The organism is Novosphingobium sp. UBA1939 (assembly GCF_002336885.1).
Taxonomy (GTDB): domain Bacteria; phylum Pseudomonadota; class Alphaproteobacteria; order Sphingomonadales; family Sphingomonadaceae; genus Novosphingobium.
On sequence record NZ_DDFB01000037.1, the window covers coordinates 36475 to 55682 of the forward strand.

Genomic DNA, 19208 nt, shown 5'->3' on the forward strand with positions numbered 1-19208 from the left:
GATGACGCCGGTCCAGTCCCGCAACGCCGCCTATACCCTGGCGCTGCTGATCCCCGCCGCGCTGATGGGCGGGGCGCTGATCGCGCAGTTCGTGTTCGGCCTGCCCCCCTGCGAGATGTGCTGGTGGCAGCGCTATCCGCATATCGCCGCGATCGTCATGGCGCTGATCGCGCAAACGCAGCGCCGCACCGGCGGGGGCGACATGCTGGTCGTGCTGGCTGCCGTCGCCACGGGCATCAGCGGGCTGATCGGCGCGTTCCACGCCGGCGTCGAATACGGCTGGTGGGAAGGCATCACCACGTGCTCCTCGCACAAGCTGGGCAACGATCCGCTGGCGGCGATCATGTCGGCGCCGGTGATCCGCTGCGATGTCGCGCCGTGGACGCTGTTCGGCGTGAGCCTGGCGGGCTACAACTTCCTCATTTCCATGGCCGGCGCGATTACGGTGTTCAGACTGCTGGGCCGCGCTCGCCGTTTCGCCGGAGGATTGCAGCCATGAGTGACAGGTTCGCCGCGATGATCCGGGTCGATCAGGCCGGCGAATACGGCGCCGTGCGCATCTATGCCGGGCAGATGGCGGTGATGGGCGATCGCGCGCCGCATTCGGCCGAAGTCGCGGCGATGGCGGCGCAGGAAGCCGATCACCGTAAGCGGTTCGACGCGCTGCTGGCACAGCGCGGCGTGCGGCCGACGGCGCTGCAGCCGGTATGGTCGGTCGCCGGGTTCGCGCTGGGTGCGGCAACCGCGCTGATCGGGCCGGAAGCGGCTATGGCCTGCACCGCCGCCATCGAAACCGAGATCGACCGCCACTATACCGAACAGCTCGACGAACTGGGCGACGACGACCCGGAGCTGGCCGCGATGGTGCGCGAATTCCGCGACGACGAGCGCGAGCACCGCGATGCCGCGATCGCTGCCGGGGCCGAGCGCGCGCCGGGCTATCCGGTGCTGTTCCACGCCATCCGCTTCGGCTGCCGTGCGGCGATCGCGCTTTCGAAGCGGATCTGAGGGGCGAAACGGATCTGACGTATCTGATTGATTCAGGTCAGCGACGGGGCTTCATCTACCATTCAAGAGGGTGCGGCCCTATATGGGCACCAGACCCAGCTGGAGAGTCACGATGACGCGCTTCTTACCCCGGATCACCGCCCTGGCGCTGATCGCCACCGCCGGCATCGCGGCATCGCAGCCGGTCCTGGCGCAGGACGCGACATCGGGCGAGAAGGTCAACCAGCTGATCATCTATGGCGACGATCCCTGCCCGGCCTCCAACGCGGGCGAAATCACGGTCTGCGCGCGCAAGGACGAATCCGAACGCTTCCGCATTCCCGCGCCCTTGCGTGACAATCCCAACGCTGCGGCCAACCAGGGCTGGACAGAGCGTGTCCGGGCCTATGAAACGGTGGGCGCGGCGGGCGTGAACTCCTGCTCCCCGGTCGGTTCGGGCGGGGCATCGGGCTGCGTCTCGCGCCTGATCAACGCCGCCTATGCCGAGAAGAAGCAGTCGAGCGACGTGCAGTTCGGCCGGCTGATCGAGGAGGAGCGCGCCAAGCGCCTGCAGACGATCGATGCGGACACCGCCGCCGAACAGGCGCGGGTGGAAGTGCTGGAAAAGCAGTACGAGGAAAAGCTGGCCAAGGAACGCGCGGCCGAGGATGCCGCCGGCGCGGCGACACCGCCGCCGGCCATCACCCCGCCGCATCCCTGACGGACGGCCCCTCCTCCCGCTAACGAACGGAAGGGCGTCTCGTCATCAGCCCAGTGCGATGTCGGGCGCGTCTTCCTGCTTCATGCCGACCGTGTGGTAGCCCGCGTCGACATGGTGGACTTCGCCGGTCACGCCCGAGGACAGGTCCGACAGGAAATAGAGCCCCGCCCCGCCGACGTCCTCGATCGTCACGTTCCGCCGCAGCGGCGAGTTCAGCTCGTTCCACTTGAGGATATAGCGGAAATCGCCGATTCCGCTGGCCGCCAGCGTCTTGATCGGACCGGCCGAGATCGCGTTGACGCGCACGCCCTGCGGCCCGCAATCGTTGGCGAGGTACTGCACGCTGGTTTCCAGCGCCGCCTTGGCCACGCCCATCACATTGTAGTGCGGCACGACCTTTTCGGCGCCGTAATAGGTCAGCGTGAGGATCGATCCGCCTTCGGGCATCATCGCGATGGCGCGCTTGGTCACGGCGACGAGGCTGTAGGCCGAGATGTTCATCGTCGTCAGGAAATTGTCGAGCGAGGTGTCATAATACCGGCCGCGCAACTCGTTCTTGTCCGAAAAGCCGATGGCATGGACCACGAAATCGATCGTCGGCCATCGCGCCTTCAGCGTTTCGAACGCGGCATCGAGCGCCGCCATGTCCGATACGTCGCATTCGATCAGGAAATCGCTGTCCAGGCTTGCCGCCAGCGGGCGGACGCGCTTTTCCAGCGCCTCGCCCGGATAGGAGAAGGCCAGTTCGGCGCCTTGTTCACGCAGCTTGCGGGCGATCCCCCACGCCAGCGACTTGTCATTGGCGAGGCCCATGATCAGGCCCCGCTTTCCTTCCATCAGTCCGGTCATGCGCCCTCTTGCTCGATGCTCATCCGGCGCGCCCTGCGCGCGCGATCGTCAGCCTGCCCCACCACATCGCGCTCTTCGGGCGTTTCCGCGAGCGCAGCGTTGAGTTCGGCTCCTACCACCATCCCTAAGCCGACAAGCCAGAAAAAGAAAAGCGCGATCATCACGCCGGCAAGGCTTCCGTACGTTAGGTTGTAAGTGAAGAAATGGCGCAACACTCCCGGCAGCGCCCCGGTGACCGCCAGCCACCACAGGCTGACGAGCAGCGCGCCGGGCCATTTGGGATAGCGCCGGCCCCGGTAAGCGCCGGGGGTCAGCGAGATGAACAGCAGCCACAGCGCCAGGAAGAAGATCACCGCCGGCACGAAGCGCGACAGCGACAGGCTGGCGATCCATCCGCTGAACTGCGGCATCCACGCCTCGATCGCCTGTTGCGCGGTGCCGATCGCCACTTGCGCGGCGATGGAGAGCAGGATCAGGATCACCGAGGCCACGATCAGTCCGGTGGACGCCAGGCGATAGCGCCAGAAGGCGTGCTCCCAGCGCGTGCCATAGGCGCGGCGCAGGATGTCGCGGATCGTTTCGACAAGGCTGCCCACCGTCCAAAGGCCGATCAGCCCGCCTACCCACAGCAGCCAGCCGGTGCGCATCTCCACCACGCTGCGCGCCACAGGATCGAGCGCTTCGGCCACCACCGGCGGCATCGCGATCAGCACGGTGTTGATCGCGGCGGCGCGCTGGCTGGCCTCGCCCAGCGCGGAAAAGATCGCCGCGCCGGTGATGAAGAACGGGAACAGTGCGATCAGCACCATGTAGGCGAAGTTGCCGGCGTGGATGAACCCGTCGTGATAGACGCCGGTCCACACCCGGCGGATCACTTCCAGCGCCCGCGCGTGGCGGGCGGGCGGCACGGGCGCTGCAAAACCCTGCGAATCCGGGGGGAGCTGCAGGGCGGCGCGACGGCGGGCTTCGGGCGAAAGGTCGGGAACATCGATCAGCGGCGCGATCGGTGGTCCGGCCGGCGAGGATGCAGCCCGTTCCGTTCCGTCATCGCCCGGCCCGGGCGAAAGGCCGGATACGGGAGTCATGCCGTCTTAAACGCCCAGCTTACCGCGCGGGTTCCGGGTGTCCTGCCATCCTGCGAGCCGGGTCTGGAGATCGGCGCCCAGTTCGCTGTCGGCGGGCGGGAGGTCGATCTGCAGCGTCACCAGCTGATCGCCGCGCGTGCCGTCCTTGCGGGTAAAGCCCCTGCCCTTCAGCCGCAGCGTGCGTCCGCTGCTGCTGCCGGGCGCGACGGTGAGCATCACCGGGCCATCCACGGTCGGCACCTTCACCTTGCTGCCGTTGACCGCCTCGTCGAGCGTGACCGGCAGGTCGAGCCGGATGTTGTCACCATCGCGTTCGTAAAACGGGTGGCTGCCCACCTCGATCGTCACGATCGCGTCGCCGGCGCCACCGGGGCCTTGTTCGCCCTTGCCGGGAAGGCGCACCTGCTGGCCGCTTTCCACGCCCGCGGGCAGCTTGAGGTCGATGGTCTTGCCGTCCGACAGGGTGATGCGCTGGCTGGCCCGGCTGGCGGCGTCGGTGAACGAAACCTGCAGCCGATAGCCGACATTCGCCCCCTTGGGCGGCGGGCCACGCCGCGCGCCGCCGAAGCCGCCGAAACCGCCACCGCCGCCGGGCTGGCCGCCGCGCCCGCCGAACAGGCCCTCGAAAATGTCGCCGATGTCGATGCCCTCGGCACCGGCGCCCTCGAAGCCGCCCGAATGGCGATAGCCGTGCTGCGCCCCGCCAAAGCCGCCGCCCGCGCCGCCGAAGCCGAAGGGGCTTGTGGGATTGCCCTCGGCGTCGATCTCGCCCCGGTCGAACTGGGCACGCTTGTCCTTGTCGGACAGGAGGTCATAGGCCTGCGTCACCTCGGCAAACCGTTCGGCCGCCTTGGGATTGTCCTTGTTCCGGTCCGGATGGAGTTCCTTGGCAAGCTTGCGGTACGCGGATTTCACGTCCTTTTCGCTTGCGCTGCGGTTTACGCCAAGAATGGAATAGGGGTCTGCCATGGTTCCCTAGCTAGGTGCCGAAACGCCGCGCCGCAAGCGGCGCTTTCCTACTGCACGGGGGTAGGATAGGCGATGCCCATGAACCTTGATCCTCGTCATGGCTATCTCGCGCTTTGCCGGCCACACGACAGCCTGTCCGCGGCGGGCGGCCGTTTGCCTCTGAACCGTGTCAACTGTGTCAACTTCGTCAGGAAAATGCCGTGAAACCTGAACAAGCGCGCGATGCCATCCCCCATGCCGATCCGTTCGCCATCTTCGAGGAATGGTTCGCGCAGGCGCGGGCCAGTGAACCCAACGATCCCAACGCCATGGCGCTCGCCACCGCGACGCCGCAGGGCGTGCCGTCGGTGCGGATGGTGCTGCTGAAAGGGCATGGGCCGGATGGCTTCGTGTTCTACACCAACTTCCACAGCCGCAAGGGCGGCGAACTGGCGGCGAACCCGCACGTCGCGTTGCTGTTCCACTGGAAATCGCTGCGCCGGCAGATTCGCGTCGAAGGCACCATCACCGAAGTGACGGCGGCCGAGGCGGACGCCTATTTCGCCAGCCGGCATCCCGAATCGCGGCTGGGTTCGGCCGCCTCGGACCAGTCGCGCCCGCTGGATTCGCGGCAGACCTACCTTGACCGGGTGGACGCCCTGCGCGCGCAATACCCGGACGGAGAGGTCACGCGGCCGGCGCACTGGTCCGGCTATCGCGTGAAGCCCGCCGCCATTGAATTCTGGCAGGACCGCGACCATCGCCTGCACGAACGCCGCCACTTCGTGACCGATGGCGCCGACGGCTGGACCAGCACGCTGCTTTACCCGTAAAGCGAATGGCATGAGCGCGATCCCCTCCGATCTCAACCGGCGCGCGGCGATGGCCAGCATGGCCGTGGCGACGCTGCTGGCCGGCCTGAAGCTGTGGGCGGTGATCTCCACGCATTCGACCGCGATGCTGGGAAGCCTGGCCGATACCGGGCTGGACCTGGTGGCCAGCGCCGCCACGCTGCTGGGGGTATGGGTCGCGGCGCAGCCGGCCGATCACAACCACCGCTTCGGGCACGGCAAGGCCGAAGCGCTCGCGGCGATGTTCCAGGTCGTGCTGATCTCGATCTCGGCGCTAGGCCTGGCCTGGCGCGCGGTGGGGCAGTTCCTGGGCGGAGAGCGGGTGGCAGAGGCCGAATCGGGCGTGATCGTGTCGGTGGTGGCGATGGTGGCCACGGTGGCGCTGCTTGCCTATCAGCGACACGTGATCCGCCAGACCGGCAGCCTCGCGATCAGCACCGACAACGTCCACTACAAATCGGACCTGTTTCTCAACCTCGCGGTGATCGCCGCGCTCGTGCTCGATCATTACCTTGCGCTGGGCGGCGTCGACGCGGCTTTCGCGTTCGGCATCGCGCTGTGGCTGGGCTGGGGTGCGTGGGGCGCCTCGCAGGATGCGATCGAGCAGTTGATGGACCACGAATGGCCGCTCGAAAAGCGCGAGCGGTTCCTCGAGGTCGTCGCCCAGCACCCCGAGTTGAAGGGCCTGCACGATCTGCGCACGCGCACCAGCGGCGATCGCGATTTCGTGCAGTTCCATGTCTGGGTCGATGGCAAGATGACCGTGACCGAGGCGCACCGCGTGATGGACGAGATCGAGGAAAAGCTGATGGAGGCCTTCCCCGGCGTGGAAGTGCTGATCCATCCCGATCCCGAAGGTCTGGTGAACGAGGCGCCGCTGGGTGCCCGCGATCTTCTCGCGCCCGGCCCGGACGGGGAAAGCCCGGCGCTGGCGGTGCAGGGCGCGCCCGCCGGGGAACCTGCTACCTGAACGTGTCGACGATGTCGGCGAGGTGGCCCGTCACCGCGCCCAGCTTGTCGTCGGGCGTCTTGCCCAGACGCACGACCACCAGCTTGCGGCTGGGCGAGACCAGCACGTACTGGCCCAGGTGGCCGATGCAGGCGAACAGGTCCTTCGGGCCGCGATCGGGGAACAGCGCGGGCCGGTCCTTGCCGCTGGGCGTGCGGTTCAGCCAGATCTGCGCGCCGTATTGCGCCTGCCGCGGCGATGGCGTGGTCATGAAATCGATCCACTGGCGCGGGATGATCTGCGCCCCGCGCACCGATCCCTTGTTGCGCAGGAACTCGCCGAACCGCACCCAGTCGCGCGCCGTACCGTGGATCAGCGATCCGCCGATCAGCGTGCCCGCCGCGTCGAATTCCGGCAGCATCGAGCGCATTCCGGCCGGTTCGAACAGGCGCGTGCGCAGATATTCGGCCACGGCGCGGCGGCGGTGCTCGGCATCGGGCACGGGCGCCAGCGCGCGCGCGGCGAGATCGGACAGGATCACGCTGGTCGCGGTGGAATAGCGGAAGGTCTTGCCCGGTTCGCTGTCGAGCGGCTGGTCCTCGGCATAGCGCGCCATGTCGTCGCGCCCGTCCAGGAACAGCATCCGCACCTCGTCGGATTCATACACGGGATCGCCCGCCTCGACATGCTTGAGCCCCGATCGCATCTGCAGCAGCTGCCGCAGCGTGATCTCGCCACGCGGATCGCCGGGACGCTGCCACGCGGGGACGGGCGCTGATTCGTTGAGTCGCAGCCGCCCGTCCGAGACCAGCATCCCGATCATCACCCCGGTGATCGACTTGGCCATCGACCAGCTCACGAAGCGGGTGTTCTCGTGGTAGCCGGGGGCATAGCGTTCCGCCACGATCCGCCCGCCACGCATGACGATCACCGCGCGGGTCTCCGCAGCCGCCTCGTCGGTGAACAGCGCGTCGACCGCGCGGGCCAGGCCTTCGCGATTCGTCCCCGGGTCTTGGACCACCGCCTTCATCGCGGCGTCCGACAGCGGCGGAGGCGGCGGTGCGGGCGCGTCTCCGGACCTGCCGCAGCCGATCAAGGCTGGCACAAGCAGCAGGGGGAGGATATGGGACAAGCGCGGGCGGGCCATGGCGTCAGTCCTTTCCTCCAGATGGCCCGGACATGGCAACCGCAAACGCATCTTCTTCCGCAAAGTCTGACCGGAATGGATCGAACCCGGACGGCTCCCCGGCCAACGGCGCGCCACCGCGCGGGCGGCGGCGCTGGCGTCTGGTCCTGCCGGTCGTGGCGCTGCTGGTGGCCGTCTTCGCCTATTTCTGGCCGGCGCTTCACGGCTACGCGATCACCGGCGCATCCTACGGCGCGCGCGTCGGCTGCTCGTGCCGCTATGTCGGCGGGCGCACGCTCAGCGATTGCCGGAAAGATTTCGAGGCGGGCATGGCAATGATCACGCTGTCGGAAGACCCGCAGGCGCGCAGCGTTACCGCGCGTTTCCCGCTGCTGGCCCGGCAAACCGCGACATACCGTGAGGGATCGGGCTGCGTGCTCCAGCCCTGGAACGACTGATCCGGGAGCGGATCAGGCCGCGTCCTGCCAGCGGCCGGTTTCCGCGATCCAGCCGCCGCCGATCACGCGATCCCCGGCATAGAGCACTGCCGCCTGCCCCGGCGCCACGCCGTATTCCGGCTGCAGAAAACGGATGGCGGTTTCCGCGCCATCCCCGAACGGGCCTTCGAGCACGACCGGCACCGGCTTGGCCAGCGACCGCACCTTGGCGGTTAGCGGCGCATCCTGCGGCAGGGCGCCGATGCGGTTGGTCTCGATGATTCGCGCCTGGCCCACGGCAAGCATGGCTTTCGGCCCCACCAGCACGCGCCGGTGCGGCGCGTCGAGCGCGGTGACATAGAGCGGTTCGGGCTGGCCGCCGATCTCCAGCCCGCGCCGCTGGCCGACCGTATAGTGGATGATGCCGCGATGCTGGCCGAGCACTTCGCCGGTGGCAGCATGGACGATCTCGCCCGGCGCGTCGCCTTCGGGGCGCACCGAACGCACGACGCGCGCGTAATCGCCATCGGGAACGAAGCAGATGTCCTGGCTGTCGGGCTTGGCCGCCACGCCCAGGCCCAGGTCGGCGGCGATCCGGCGCGTCTCGGTCTTGGGCAGGCCTCCCAGCGGAAAGCGCAGGAAGGCGAGCTGTTCTTCCGTGGTGCCATAGAGGAAATAGCTCTGGTCGCGCGCGGGATCGAGCGCGCGGTGCAGTTCCGGCCCGGCCGCGCCGGCCACGCGGCGCACGTAGTGCCCCGTGGCCAGGCAATCCGCGCCGAGTTCGCGCGCCATGCGCAGCAGGTCGGTGAATTTCGGCCCCATGTTGCAACGGATGCAGGGAATCGGCGTGCGGCCGGCCAGGTAATCGTCGGCGAATCGTTCGACCACTTCCTCGCGAAAGCTCGATTCGTGGTCGAACACATAATGCGCGATGCCCAGCCGGTCGGCCACGGCACGGGCATCGCGGATGTCGTCGCCCGCGCAGCAGGCGCCCTTGCGCCCCGTGGCGGCGCCGTAATCGTAGAGTTGAAGCGTCACCCCGATCACTTCGGCGCCGCTGGCGGCGGCGAGGCCCGCTACGACCGAGCTGTCCACGCCGCCCGACATCGCCACGACGATCCGCCGCGCGCTCAATGGCTGCGGCAGATCGAAAAATGTAGCGTAATCGTAAACGGAGGAAAGACTGGCCATGCGCCGTCCCATAAGCACATTTGCGGAGGGAATGCAGGAAAAATGCGCAATTCCCCGCCTTGCCCGGCTGGTGCGCCGGACGATGGAAGCAATTAATTGCCGCCAGAATGGCTATTCCTAACTCTTGGTAAAGGCGGCCTTTACCGTCCCTTATGACTGCCCGGGCTAGAGACCCGCTCATGGAAATGGGATTCAACGATATCCGGCCACCGGGTGATTCGTGCCTCGTCGAAAGCGGGGGGCAGGGCGAACGCCTGCGTCCGCTCGGCTGGCACGAACTGTGCGCGCGTCTGGTCGCGGCGCAGGATCTGCGCAAGGCGGTGAAACAGGCGTTGCCGGGCAGCACCACGCTGCAAGGCGGCGCGAGCTTTCACGGGCTTGCCGCACGGCTCCTGACGGGCGGCGAAAATGTTGAAACTCCCGTTAACCCAACCCGTTCAACGAATGGCAAAGCGGAAGGAGGAACATTGCCGGCGAAGCAAACGCCGCCCTCCCCCCCTGTCGAGCCGAGCTGATCGACGAGTATTGCCATGATCGAGAACCAGAAAATCAGACCGGCGCAAGTTATCGGACCTCTCGGCGAACCGCTGACGGTCGATAGCCTGCCGCCTCCCAACACCAAGCGCTGGGTCGTCCGGCGCAAGGCCGAAGTCGTGGCCGCCGTCAATGGCGGGCTGCTGACGATCGACGAAGTGTGCGAACGCTATAGCCTGACGATCGAGGAATTCGCCTCGTGGCAGCGGGCGGTCGACCGCTCCGGCATGCAGGGCCTGCGCGTGACGCGCATCCAGCACTACCGCGATTTGTACGAGCGCCAGCTCAAGTACTGACGCTTTTTTACCGGTTATCCACGGGCAGCCGCTCCTGTTTTCAGGAGCGGCTGTTTCCGTTTGGGCAATGCCGGTCCCGAAACGGACCGCGCGCGCTCAGCTGCCGGGATCACGAATACCTACCCGGACGACCACCTTCGCCCGGCCGGACCGGTCCAGAACGGCGCAATGCCTTCAAGGGCATGGATCGTTCTTCGTCGAGCCAGAATTGCCACTCGTCGTTTCGACGTCTATTGCCATGAACAAAGGTGCCAAGCTTGCGCAGAAGGCCTGCTTGCAGCCACTGCCATACACGTATAATACACCTTGGTTTGAAGGAAGGGGCAGGTCTCCCCGGCCACCGTGGAGACCGACGCGTGAAAACGATGAACTACGAAACCAGCATCAGTGCGGACATGAACGACGCCGGCCGGCAGGCGGATGCCGCCCATGCGGGTGTCGCGTCGGGTTACATGGAAGTTGGGCGGACCGGCGGCGGATGGTCGCGCGGCCGCGTGCTGCTGGTCGTGGCACTCGTCCTGCTCGCGCTGGGCGGCGCCTACTACCTCAAGCACCGCAACGCGGCAGCGACCGCAAGCGCGGAGCAGGGCGGGGCGCAGGCGCAGACGGTCACGGTCATCACGCCCGGCATGACCTCGGTGCAGGGCACCATCGTCGCCAGCGGCACGATCGCCGCGCGGCGCGAGATGCCCGTCGGCGTCGCCGGCGAAGGCGGCAAGGTGGCGAGCGTGCTGGTCGACGCCGGCGACTGGGTGCAAGCCGGGCAGGTCCTGGCGGTCATCGACCGGTCGGTGCAGGCCCAGCAGGTCGAAAGCCAGGCCGCCAACGTGGAAGTGGCCGCAGCCAACGCCCGGATCGCCCAGTCCAATCTCGATCGCGCGCTCAAGCTTGTCGACAAGGGCTTCATTTCCAAGGCCGACGTCGATCGCCTGACCGCCACGCGCGATTCGGCAGTGGCGCAAGTGCGCGTGGCGCAGGCCACGCTGGGGCAGTTGCGTGCCAGCACCGCGCGGCTCAACATCCTGGCGCCCGAAGCGGGCCTTGTGCTGACGCGCGGCGTGGAGCCGGGGCAGGTGGTCAGCAGCGGCAGCGGCGTGCTGTTCCGTATCGCCAAGGGTGGCGAACTGGAAATGCAGGCGCGTCTGGCCGAAGCCGACATGGCGAAGCTGTCCGTTGGCGTCAGCGCGGACGTGACCCCGGTGGGCACGGCCACGCCGTTCACCGGCCAGATCTGGCAGTTGGCGCCGACCATCGACGCGACCACGCGCGAAGGCATCGCCCGGATCGCGCTGCCGTACAACGATGCGCTGCGGCCCGGCGGTTTCGCCAGCGCGACGATTCGCAGTGGCACCGTCACCGCACCGATGCTGCCCGAATCGGCGATCCTCAACGATCAGAACGGCGCCTTCGTCTATGTCGTGAACAAGGATGACAAGGTGGAACGCCGCCCCGTGAAGGTCGGCGACGTGACGGCGGCCGGCATCGTCGTGCGCGAAGGGCTGAACGGCAGCGAACGCATCGTGCTGCGCGCGGGCGGCTTCCTCAATCCGGGTGACAAGGTGCGCCCGGTGGCGGGCGGGAAAACGGCAGCCAAGCCGGCCACCGGCCACTGATCCGGAGCCCGGCGCNNTGGGGCTGACGCTGGCCGGGCTGGTTTCGTTCATGGGCATGAAGGTCCAGAACAATCCGGACATCGAGTTCCCGATGGTGATCGTCGAGATCTCGCAACCGGGCGCGGCGCCGACCGAAATCGAGAACCAGATCACCCAGAAGGTCGAATCCAGCGTCCGCACGATTGCCGGTGTGGATACGATCACCTCGACGGCATCCGAAGGCAGCAGCCAGACGATGGTCCAGTTCAAGATCGGCACCGACATCAACGCCGCCGTCAGCGAGGTGAAGAACAAGGTCGACCAGGTGCGCGGCGAACTGCCCGATGGCATTCTGGAACCGTCGGTGTTCAAGGCGGAAACCTCGTCCGATCCGATCGCCTATTTCGCGGTTTCGGCCGACGACATGACGATCGAGCAGCTTTCGTGGTTCATCGACGATACCGTGGCCAAGCGGCTGCTGGCGCTGCCGGGCATGGCGGAAGTGGCGCGTGCCGGCGGGGTCAACCGCGAAATCGCGGTCACGCTGGATCCGATGCGGATGAAGTCGCTGGGCGTTACCGCCAACCAGATCAACGCCACGCTGCGCCAGGTCAACCTGAACGCCGCCGGCGGCAAGGCGGAAGTGGCCGGCGCGCGCCAATCCGTGCGCGTGCTGGGCAATGCGCGGTCGGCCTTCGACCTTTCGCAGACGCAGATCGCGCTGAGCGGCGGGCGCACCGTGAAGCTGGCCGACGTGGCCGACGTGCGCGACAGCTACAGCGAAATCACCTCCATCGCCAAGTTCAACGGCAAGCCGGTCGTCACCTTCAGCATTGCCCGCGCGCGGGGCGAATCCGACGTCAGCGTCTATGACGAAACGGTCAAGGAACTGGCCAAGCTGCAGGCGGAACAGGGCAACAAGGTCCGCTTCCAGCAGCTGTTCAGCAGCGTGGGCTACACCAAGGACGAATACCGCACCTCGATGTCGTCGATGGTGGAAGGCGCGGTGCTGGCGGTCATCGTGGTGTTCTTCTTCCTGCGCGACTGGCGCGCGACGATCGTTTCGGCGATCGCCATCCCGCTGTCCGCCATCCCCACGTTCTGGGTGATGAGCCTGATGGGCTTCACGCTGAACACCATGTCGCTGCTGGCGTTGGGCCTGGTCGCGGGCGTGCTGGTGGACGATGCGATCGTGGAGATCGAGAACATCGTCCGGCACATCCGCATGGGCAAATCCGCTTATCAGGCCTCGATCGACGCGGCGGACGAGATCGGGCTGGCCGTGCTGGCCACGACGTTCTCGATCGTCGCGGTGTTCTTCCCGGTGGCGCTGATGCCGGGCGTTTCCGGCCAGTTCTTCAAGAACTTCGGCATGACCGTGGTGGTGGCGGTGCTGTTCAGCCTGCTGGTGGCGCGCATGATCACGCCGATGGTCGCGGCCTATTTCCTGAAAGCGCACGGCCACGCCGAACATGGTGGCGGGCCGTGGATGGACCGCTACATGAAGATCCTGACCTGGTCGCTCGATACGTCGCGCGTGCAGGCCTACCTCGCCTCGGTCCGCGCGCGGGGCATCCGTCCCGGCTTCCGCCACTGGACCATGGCGCGCCTGCGCGACCATCGCCTGTGGATGATGGGCATCGGCTTTGCCGCGCTGCTGCTGACCGGCGTGATGTTCATGGTGATCCCGCAGCAGTTCTTCCCCGATACCGACAACGATTTCAGCACGATCACCATCGACATGGTGCCCGGCACCACGATCGAGCAGACCGAACAGAAGGTGGACGAGGTGCTGGCGCTGGTGAAGGACCAGCCCGACCTGGGCGTGGCGCTGGAGCGCATCCGCGAAGGCAACGGCCGCGTGTTCCTCAACTGGAAGAAGGACCGCAAGGAAAGCAGCCTCGTCCTCGAGCGCAAGCTGACGCCGGTGCTGCAGCAGGTTTCCGACGCGCGCGTCAACTTCCAGTCGCAGAACGGTGGCGGCCCCGGCGGCGGATCGGGTCGGCCGATCAGCGTGATGCTGTCCGGCTCCGATCCCGAACTGCTGCAGAAGACCGCACAGACGCTGGTCGAACAGATGAGCGGGTTGAAGGAAGTGGTCGCGCCGCGGATCAGCGCGGACCTGCGCCGTCCCGAAATCGTGATCACGCCGCACATGGACCTTGCCGCCTCGCTGGGCGTGACCACCCAGGCGCTGAGCCAGGTGATCCGCATCGCCACGCAGGGCGAAATCGACCAGAACAGCGCCAAGTTCTCGCTGTCCGACCGGCAGGTGCCGATCCGGGTGAAGCTGCCGGTCCTGTCGCGCCGCGATCTGTCGACGTACGAGAACCTGCCGGTGCCCACCGCGTCCGGCGGATCGGTGCCGCTGGCCCGCGTGGCGACGATCTCGTTCGGCTCCGGCCCCACCACGATCCAGCGCTACAACCAGAACCGCCGCGTCTTCGTTGGCGCGGACCTGCCGCCAGGCGTGGTCAAGGGCACGGCCGACAAGGCGATCAAGAACCTGCCGATCATGCGCAACCTGCCGCAGGGCGTGTCCAACGCGCCCGCCGGGGAGGACCGCTGGCAGCAGGAAATGCTGAACAACTTCTTCGTCGCGCTGGCGGCGGGCGTGCTGCTGGTGTTCTCGGTGCTGGTGCTACTCTACCGCCGCTTCATCTCGCCGCTGGTCAACATGGGCTCGCTGTTCCTGGCGCCACTGGGCGGACTGCTGCTGTTGCTGGTGCTGGGGCAATCGCAATCGCTGCCGGTGTTCATCGGCATCCTCATGCTGTTCGGCATCGTCGCCAAGAACTCGATCCTGCTGATCGACTTCGCGATCGAGGAAATGGAAGCGGGCACGCCCAAGCTGGCGGCGATCCTCGAAGCCGGGCACAAGCGCGCGCAGCCGATCGTGATGACCACGGTGGCGATGGTGGCGGGCATGGTGCCCACCGCGATTTCGCTGGGCGGCGATGGCGGCTGGCGCGCGCCGATGGGCACGGTGGTGATCGGCGGGCTGACGCTGTCGACGCTGCTCACGCTGCTGATCGTGCCGGCGGGCTTCAGCCTGGCCGACGGCGTCGAGAAGCGCATCGGCCCGTGGCTGGGCCGGCGCGTGCTCACTTACGATCCGCATGATCCCCGGCACAAAACCGCCGACGGAGCGTTACCGGCCGAGTGACGGATTTCTCCGACGATCCGGCGGGGAGGGCGATGCCCTCCCGCGCCTCTTCCCGGACCCGCACGGCCGCGCGCCTGAAAGGGACACTTCTTCCCGATGATCGGGCCGATGACCGCGCACGCCGGCTGCGCTTGTTCGCGACCGGCCTGCTGCTCGTCATGGCCGTGCTGTTTTTCCTCGCCCGCCAGGCCGAACAAGGCGGCGGACCGCCCGCGTGGGGCTTCCTGCGCGCCTTTGCCGAGGCGGCGATGGTCGGCGGGCTGGCCGACTGGTTCGCGGTGACGGCGCTGTTCCGGCATCCGCTGGGGCTGCCGATTCCGCACACCGCGATCATCCCGGAAAACAAGGACCGCCTGGCCGATTCGATGGCGGCGTTCCTGCGCGAAAACTTCCTGACCCCGCAGGTGGTGGCGCGGCGGCTTGCCGGCATGAACGCGGCGGCCATGGCGGGCGGCTTCCTGGCCGATCCGCGCGGCGGAGAGGGCCGGGTGCGCGCGGGCGCGGCCAATCTGGTGGCCGATGTGCTCGAATCGCTCGATCCGGAAAAGCTGGGCGGCCTCGCCAAGGGGGCCTTGCGCGGCCAGATCGCCAAGTTCGATCTGGCGCCGTTGCTGGGGCAGTTGCTGGGCGCGATGATCGCCGATGGCCGGCACATGCCGGTGATCGAGGGGCTGGCGCGCCGCGCGGCGCTGGCGCTGGAAGCGAACGAGGAACTTGTCCGCACCATGATTCACGATCGCGCCAACGCGATCCTGCGCTGGACCGGGCTGGACGAACGGCTGGCCAACGGGATTCTCGATGGCCTGTACAAGCTGCTGGCGGAAACCGTGGTGATGCCGGACCATCCGCTGCGCCGGAAGATCGAAGAAGGGCTGGAGCAACTGGCGCACGATCTGGTGCATGACGAGGCGATGCGGGCGCGGGTGGAGGGGATGAAGGAAGAAGTGCTGGCCAATCCCGCCTTTGCCGCCTGGCTCGATGCCGTGTGGGAACGCGGGCGCGCCGGCCTGCTGAAGGCGGTGCGCCAGCCCGATGGCGTCCTCTCGGGCCAGTTTGGCGCCAGCCTGGGCGAGCTGGGCCGGGCGCTCCAGCACGACGCACGGCTGCAACTGCTGGTCAACCGCTTCGCCCGGCGCACGCTGGTGGGCGTGGCAACGCGCTATGGCGGGCAGATCGTGCGGCTGGTATCGGAAACGGTGCGCCGCTGGGATGCGCGCACCGTGACCGACCGGATCGAAGGCGCGGTCGGCCGCGATCTCCAGTTCATCCGCATCAACGGCACGCTGGTGGGCGGGCTGGTCGGTGTTTCGATCCATGCCGTGGACGTGCTGCTATGAACGACGACGAACCCTTCCTGCTGACCGAACGCCTGGCCTTGTGGAAGCCGCGCGCGTCCGACCGGGCCGAACTGTTCGCGATGGTCGCGCCGCCCGAAGTCCGGCGCTTCCTGGGCGATCGTCCGACGAGCGAGGCGGACGAGTTCGCACGGCTGATCCGCAATGCCGGAAGCTGGGCGCTCTATGGCTACGGCACGTTCATCTGCCGCGACCGCGCCGACGGCCGGCTGGTGGCGCTGTGCGGCCTGTTCCATTCGTGGCGCGGCTTCGGCAAGGGGCTGGACGACGCGATCGAGGCGGGCTGGATCGTGGCGCAGCCGGATTGGGGCAAGGGCATCGCCGGCGAGGCCATGCGCGCGGCCATCGCCTGGTTCGACGCCGCGATCGGCCCGCGCCGGATCGCCTGCATGATCGAGGAGGGCAACGACGCCTCGCTCGCGCTCGCCGCCCGGCTGGGCTTCGTGCGCTATGCCGTGGAGGACATGGGCGAGGAACGCCCGCTCATCCTGCTGGAACGGCTGCCGGAAGGCGCTGCGATTTAGGCGGCTGTCTGGACACGACAACGATTGCGGGCTTTGGATATCAGAAACCCCGCTCGTCCTGAGCTTGTCGAAGGACGCGCGATCCGGTTGATCTTGGGGCGGTTTGCCGCGCAAGGCCAGCACCGCGCGCGTCCTTCGACAGGCTCAGGACGAGCGGCCATGGGGATTGGCGGTATTCCGCTTTCCGCCTGCCTCCGGTAAGAGCGGCCGTTCCGGACACGACGTCATTGCGGACATCGAAGGTCCGATTTAGATTGCCGGTGTGTGGCTAGTTCTCATCGCAATCCTAGCATCCATTTTAGCGGGCTTTCTGCCCGCTGGTAAGCTACGGGTTGTTGCCATAATCGGCTTGTGGTTGTTTCCGCTTTGGTGCGCTCTGTGGTTCACAGCCGCATACCCAAACGACATCGAACATGAATTTGGCGATTGGTGGTTTTACTGTGCTTTTGTTCCGATCCTTTTGGCCCCTTGGGCTATCGTAACAATCTTTCCGTTTATGCTGACGGCCAAGTTTTGGAAAATCCACCGCCGCTTTTGAAAGTCGTGACGCCCCCGCCTAAATCGTTGCATCTGCAACCGGAGTCCGCCAGTCTCCGCGCGGGACCGCGCTGGAGACGGGAAAAATTGGCATGAAACAGGGTTTTGCAGCGCTGGCCGCGCTCGTGCTGGCGCAGGTCATGACGCCGGGCGCGGCGCTGGCGGAGACGGTCTATGTCCGCGCCGGGCGGCTGGTCGATACCGAAAAGGGCGCCGTGCTGCCCGCGCGCCTGATCCGCGTGGACGACGGCCGCGTGGTGTCCGTGACGGCGGACGGGCCGGTTCCGCAGGGCGCGACCGTGGTCGACTGGTCGGCCTATACCGTGCTGCCCGGCCTGATCGACATGCACGTTCACCTTGCCGATCTGGAGCAGAGCGAGAACGTGGCCGAACCGCTGCTGCACGCGCCGATGGAAATCGCCTATATCGGCGCGCGCAACGCCCGGCGCACGCTGCTGGCCGGCTTCACCAGCGTCCACGATGTCGGCTGTTTCCGCGCCTTCGCCGATGTCGAGCTGCGCAACGCGATCAACCGGGGCGACGTGATCGGCCCGCGCATGAGTTCCGTCGGCGCCTATGTCACCATCCCCGGCGGCGGCGGCGAGGTGACCGGCTTCGCGCCCGACGTGAAAGTGCCCGATGACATGCGCGCGGGCGTGGTCACCGATGCCGCGAACACTGTGGAGAAGGTCAACTACCTGTTCCAGCACGGCGTGGATTCGATCAAGCTGATCGCCACCGGCGCGGTGCTGGCGCAAGGCACCGAACCCGGCCAGCAGGAACTGACCGAGGAAGAGATGCATGCCGCCGTGACCACCGCCGCCTCGCGCGGATCGTGGGTGACGGCGCACGCGCACGGCGCGGAAGGCATCAAGTCCGCCATCCGCGCGGGCGTGAAATCGATCGAGCACGCCTCGCTGATCGATGATGAGGGCATCGCGCTGGCCAAGGCGAAGGGCGTGTTCCTCGACATGGACATCTACAACGGCGATTTCATCAACGATTACGGCAAGGCCCACGGCTGGCCGGCGGACATGCTGCGCAAGAACGTGGACACCACCGACGCGCAGCGCGAAGGATTTCGCAAGGCGGTGAAGGCCGGGGTGAAGCTGACCTTCGGCACCGACGCGGGCGTCTATCCCCACGGCCTGAACGCGCGCCAGTTCAAGTACATGGTCCGCTATGGCATGACGCCGATGCAGGCGATCCAGTCCGCCACCACGGTTTCGGCGGAGCTGCTCGGCTGGTCGAAGGACGTCGGCGCGCTGTCCCCCGGCCATTTCGGCGACATGATCGCGGTGAGCGGCGATCCGCTGGCCGACATCACCGTGCTCGAAAACGTGCAGCACGTGATGAAGGGCGGCGACGTGGTGAAATGAGGCGCTGAAGCAGGCCCTGAATCAGGCCGTGAATCAGGCGCGGCCGGACAGGTCCAGCGTCAGGCACTGGCTGAAATCGTCGATCACGTAATCGGCAAAGGCGGGGCACGGCACGAAGCCATGCTTGCGATAGAGCCCGACCGCGGGGTGGAACGGTTCGGTGCGCCCGGTTTCGAGGCTGACCCGGGCGTAACCCCGGCGCCGGGCCTCGGACAGGAGATGCACCAGCATCGCCTCGCCCACGCCGTGCCCGCGCCATTCCGGGGCGGCGCGCATCGATTTCAGTTCGCCATGATCGTCCGCCAGATGCCGCAGGGCGCAGATGCCGGCGATGGCTTCCCCGATCCACGCCGACCAGAAGGTGACGTCCGGCCGGCGCAGCGCCGTCACCGGCAGGGCGTGGACCTTGTCCGCCGGCGAATGCCGCTGCATGTCGGCCAGATGGTACGCGACCAGGGCCTGTACCTCCTCGCCGGACAGCGCGTCCTCGACGAAGCGCAATGCGGTGATGTCGTGCCGGCCCATGCCCGTTCTCTTGTCCGTGACTGTTTTTCAGGGACATGCTGCCCCATCCGGTTTCATCTGCTATCGCTTCCGGCATGACCGAGACAAGCGAAACACGCGCGGATTCCGCTCTGCGCTGGAGCATTGCGATTCACGGCGGCGCGGGATCGATGCGCC

19 protein-coding genes are annotated in these 19208 nt (G+C 67.2%); 13 read left to right on the forward strand and 6 right to left on the reverse strand.

Annotation, left to right across the window (positions count from 1 at the left end):
* Position 1: 1 nt before the first annotated feature.
* The 3 genes from B3547_RS06065 to B3547_RS06075 all read left to right on the forward strand — a co-directional run bounded on the left by B3547_RS06065 (position 2) and on the right by B3547_RS06075 (position 1708).
* A complete protein-coding gene (locus B3547_RS06065; protein ID WP_292961205.1) occupies positions 2-499 on the forward strand; it encodes a disulfide bond formation protein B in 498 nt (165 codons plus the stop codon).
* Positions 496-1008: a demethoxyubiquinone hydroxylase family protein gene (locus B3547_RS06070; RefSeq protein ID WP_190287269.1), complete on the forward strand. Its 513-nt coding sequence runs from the start codon at positions 496-498 to the stop codon at positions 1006-1008. Before B3547_RS06065 ends, B3547_RS06070 begins: the two co-directional genes overlap by 4 nt.
* Positions 1009-1120: 112 nt before the next feature.
* On the forward strand, positions 1121-1708 hold the full coding sequence (locus tag B3547_RS06075) for a hypothetical protein (RefSeq protein ID WP_292961211.1): 588 nt from the start codon (positions 1121-1123) through the stop codon (positions 1706-1708).
* A gap of 45 nt (positions 1709-1753) precedes the next feature.
* Here the strand turns inward: B3547_RS06075 and fabI are convergent, their stop codons facing one another.
* Genes fabI through B3547_RS06090 form a run of 3 tightly spaced genes read right to left on the reverse strand, consistent with a single transcriptional unit; the run spans position 1754 to position 4611 of the window.
* Positions 1754-2557, reverse strand: a complete 804-nt coding sequence (fabI, locus tag B3547_RS06080; protein WP_124809888.1) for an enoyl-ACP reductase FabI — start codon at positions 2555-2557, stop codon at positions 1754-1756.
* Positions 2554-3642, reverse strand: coding sequence for a YihY/virulence factor BrkB family protein (locus B3547_RS06085; protein ID WP_292961214.1), 1089 nt, complete (start codon positions 3640-3642; stop codon positions 2554-2556). Before B3547_RS06085 ends, fabI begins: the two co-directional genes overlap by 4 nt.
* A 6-nt stretch (positions 3643-3648) precedes the next feature.
* Entirely contained in the window at positions 3649-4611 is a 963-nt protein-coding gene (locus B3547_RS06090; protein ID WP_125954190.1) for a DnaJ C-terminal domain-containing protein, read from the reverse strand.
* A gap of 200 nt (positions 4612-4811) precedes the next feature.
* Between B3547_RS06090 and pdxH the strand changes: the two genes are divergently transcribed.
* Both pdxH and B3547_RS06100 read left to right on the forward strand, forming a co-directional pair.
* A complete protein-coding gene (pdxH, locus tag B3547_RS06095) occupies positions 4812-5423 on the forward strand; it encodes a pyridoxamine 5'-phosphate oxidase (protein WP_292961217.1) in 612 nt (203 codons plus the stop codon).
* Between the two features lie 10 nt (positions 5424-5433).
* On the forward strand, positions 5434-6411 hold the full coding sequence (locus tag B3547_RS06100; RefSeq protein WP_124809892.1) for a cation diffusion facilitator family transporter: 978 nt from the start codon (positions 5434-5436) through the stop codon (positions 6409-6411).
* Here B3547_RS06100 and B3547_RS06105 read toward each other — a convergent pair.
* Positions 6404-7537, reverse strand: coding sequence for a serine hydrolase domain-containing protein (locus tag B3547_RS06105; protein WP_292961219.1), 1134 nt, complete (start codon positions 7535-7537; stop codon positions 6404-6406). The genes B3547_RS06100 and B3547_RS06105 overlap by 8 nt on opposite strands.
* A gap of 32 nt (positions 7538-7569) precedes the next feature.
* On the opposite strand from B3547_RS06105, the gene B3547_RS06110 reads away from it, so the two are divergent.
* Complete coding sequence (locus B3547_RS06110) at positions 7570-7974, forward strand: hypothetical protein (protein ID WP_124809894.1); 405 nt, start codon at positions 7570-7572, stop codon at positions 7972-7974.
* 12 nt (positions 7975-7986) lie between these two features.
* Here B3547_RS06110 and mnmA read toward each other — a convergent pair whose 3' ends face one another.
* The gene (mnmA, locus tag B3547_RS06115; RefSeq protein ID WP_292961222.1) at positions 7987-9144 is read right to left on the reverse strand and encodes a tRNA 2-thiouridine(34) synthase MnmA; all 1158 of its coding nucleotides are present in this window, start codon (positions 9142-9144) and stop codon (positions 7987-7989) included.
* A gap of 179 nt (positions 9145-9323) precedes the next feature.
* On the opposite strand from mnmA, the gene B3547_RS06120 reads away from it, so the two are divergent.
* From B3547_RS06120 to B3547_RS06150, 7 genes are all read left to right on the forward strand, one after another.
* Positions 9324-9659 carry a hypothetical protein gene (locus B3547_RS06120; RefSeq protein ID WP_124809896.1) on the forward strand — a complete coding sequence of 112 codons (336 nt, stop codon included), beginning with the start codon at positions 9324-9326 and terminating at the stop codon, positions 9657-9659.
* Positions 9660-9674: 15 nt separating this feature from the next.
* The gene (locus B3547_RS06125; RefSeq protein ID WP_124809897.1) at positions 9675-9974 is read left to right on the forward strand and encodes a DUF1153 domain-containing protein; all 300 of its coding nucleotides are present in this window, start codon (positions 9675-9677) and stop codon (positions 9972-9974) included.
* Between the two features lie 365 nt (positions 9975-10339).
* Complete coding sequence (locus tag B3547_RS06130; RefSeq protein WP_414690505.1) at positions 10340-11587, forward strand: efflux RND transporter periplasmic adaptor subunit; 1248 nt, start codon at positions 10340-10342, stop codon at positions 11585-11587.
* Positions 11588-11636: 49 nt separating this feature from the next.
* Complete coding sequence (locus tag B3547_RS06135; protein WP_414690503.1) at positions 11637-14732, forward strand: efflux RND transporter permease subunit; 3096 nt, start codon at positions 11637-11639, stop codon at positions 14730-14732.
* Between the two features lie 125 nt (positions 14733-14857).
* A complete protein-coding gene (locus B3547_RS06140; protein ID WP_292961239.1) occupies positions 14858-16069 on the forward strand; it encodes a DUF445 domain-containing protein in 1212 nt (403 codons plus the stop codon).
* Complete coding sequence (locus B3547_RS06145; protein ID WP_292961226.1) at positions 16066-16611, forward strand: GNAT family N-acetyltransferase; 546 nt, start codon at positions 16066-16068, stop codon at positions 16609-16611. The genes B3547_RS06140 and B3547_RS06145 overlap by 4 nt, the downstream gene beginning before the upstream one ends.
* A gap of 629 nt (positions 16612-17240) precedes the next feature.
* On the forward strand, positions 17241-18527 hold the full coding sequence (locus tag B3547_RS06150) for a metal-dependent hydrolase family protein (RefSeq protein ID WP_414690504.1): 1287 nt from the start codon (positions 17241-17243) through the stop codon (positions 18525-18527).
* A gap of 33 nt (positions 18528-18560) precedes the next feature.
* Here B3547_RS06150 and B3547_RS06155 read toward each other — a convergent pair whose 3' ends face one another.
* A complete protein-coding gene (locus tag B3547_RS06155) occupies positions 18561-19052 on the reverse strand; it encodes a GNAT family N-acetyltransferase (protein WP_292961229.1) in 492 nt (163 codons plus the stop codon).
* Positions 19053-19208: the final 156 nt, after the last annotated feature.

Excerpts from the sequence above, each read along its gene's own strand:
- B3547_RS06145 (WP_292961226.1), top strand. The coding sequence starts at position 16,066 with ATGAACGACGACGAACCCTTCCTGCTGACCGAACGCCTGGCCTTGTGG.
- mnmA (WP_292961222.1), bottom strand. The coding sequence starts at position 9,144 with ATGGCCAGTCTTTCCTCCGTTTACGATTACGCTACATTTTTCGATCTG.
- B3547_RS06085 (WP_292961214.1), bottom strand. The coding sequence starts at position 3,642 with ATGACTCCCGTATCCGGCCTTTCGCCCGGGCCGGGCGATGACGGAACG.
- B3547_RS06125 (WP_124809897.1), top strand. The coding sequence starts at position 9,675 with ATGATCGAGAACCAGAAAATCAGACCGGCGCAAGTTATCGGACCTCTC.
- B3547_RS06105 (WP_292961219.1), bottom strand. The coding sequence starts at position 7,537 with ATGGCCCGCCCGCGCTTGTCCCATATCCTCCCCCTGCTGCTTGTGCCA.
- B3547_RS06090 (WP_125954190.1), bottom strand. The coding sequence starts at position 4,611 with ATGGCAGACCCCTATTCCATTCTTGGCGTAAACCGCAGCGCAAGCGAA.
- B3547_RS06065 (WP_292961205.1), top strand. The coding sequence starts at position 2 with ATGACGCCGGTCCAGTCCCGCAACGCCGCCTATACCCTGGCGCTGCTG.
- B3547_RS06100 (WP_124809892.1), top strand. The coding sequence starts at position 5,434 with ATGAGCGCGATCCCCTCCGATCTCAACCGGCGCGCGGCGATGGCCAGC.
- B3547_RS06150 (WP_414690504.1), top strand. The coding sequence starts at position 17,241 with ATGAAACAGGGTTTTGCAGCGCTGGCCGCGCTCGTGCTGGCGCAGGTC.
- fabI (WP_124809888.1), bottom strand. The coding sequence starts at position 2,557 with ATGACCGGACTGATGGAAGGAAAGCGGGGCCTGATCATGGGCCTCGCC.
- B3547_RS06070 (WP_190287269.1), top strand. The coding sequence starts at position 496 with ATGAGTGACAGGTTCGCCGCGATGATCCGGGTCGATCAGGCCGGCGAA.
- B3547_RS06130 (WP_414690505.1), top strand. The coding sequence starts at position 10,340 with ATGAACTACGAAACCAGCATCAGTGCGGACATGAACGACGCCGGCCGG.
- B3547_RS06155 (WP_292961229.1), bottom strand. The coding sequence starts at position 19,052 with ATGGGCCGGCACGACATCACCGCATTGCGCTTCGTCGAGGACGCGCTG.
- B3547_RS06135 (WP_414690503.1), top strand. The coding sequence starts at position 11,637 with ATGGGCATGAAGGTCCAGAACAATCCGGACATCGAGTTCCCGATGGTG.
- B3547_RS06120 (WP_124809896.1), top strand. The coding sequence starts at position 9,324 with ATGGAAATGGGATTCAACGATATCCGGCCACCGGGTGATTCGTGCCTC.
- B3547_RS06110 (WP_124809894.1), top strand. The coding sequence starts at position 7,570 with ATGGCAACCGCAAACGCATCTTCTTCCGCAAAGTCTGACCGGAATGGA.
- B3547_RS06075 (WP_292961211.1), top strand. The coding sequence starts at position 1,121 with ATGACGCGCTTCTTACCCCGGATCACCGCCCTGGCGCTGATCGCCACC.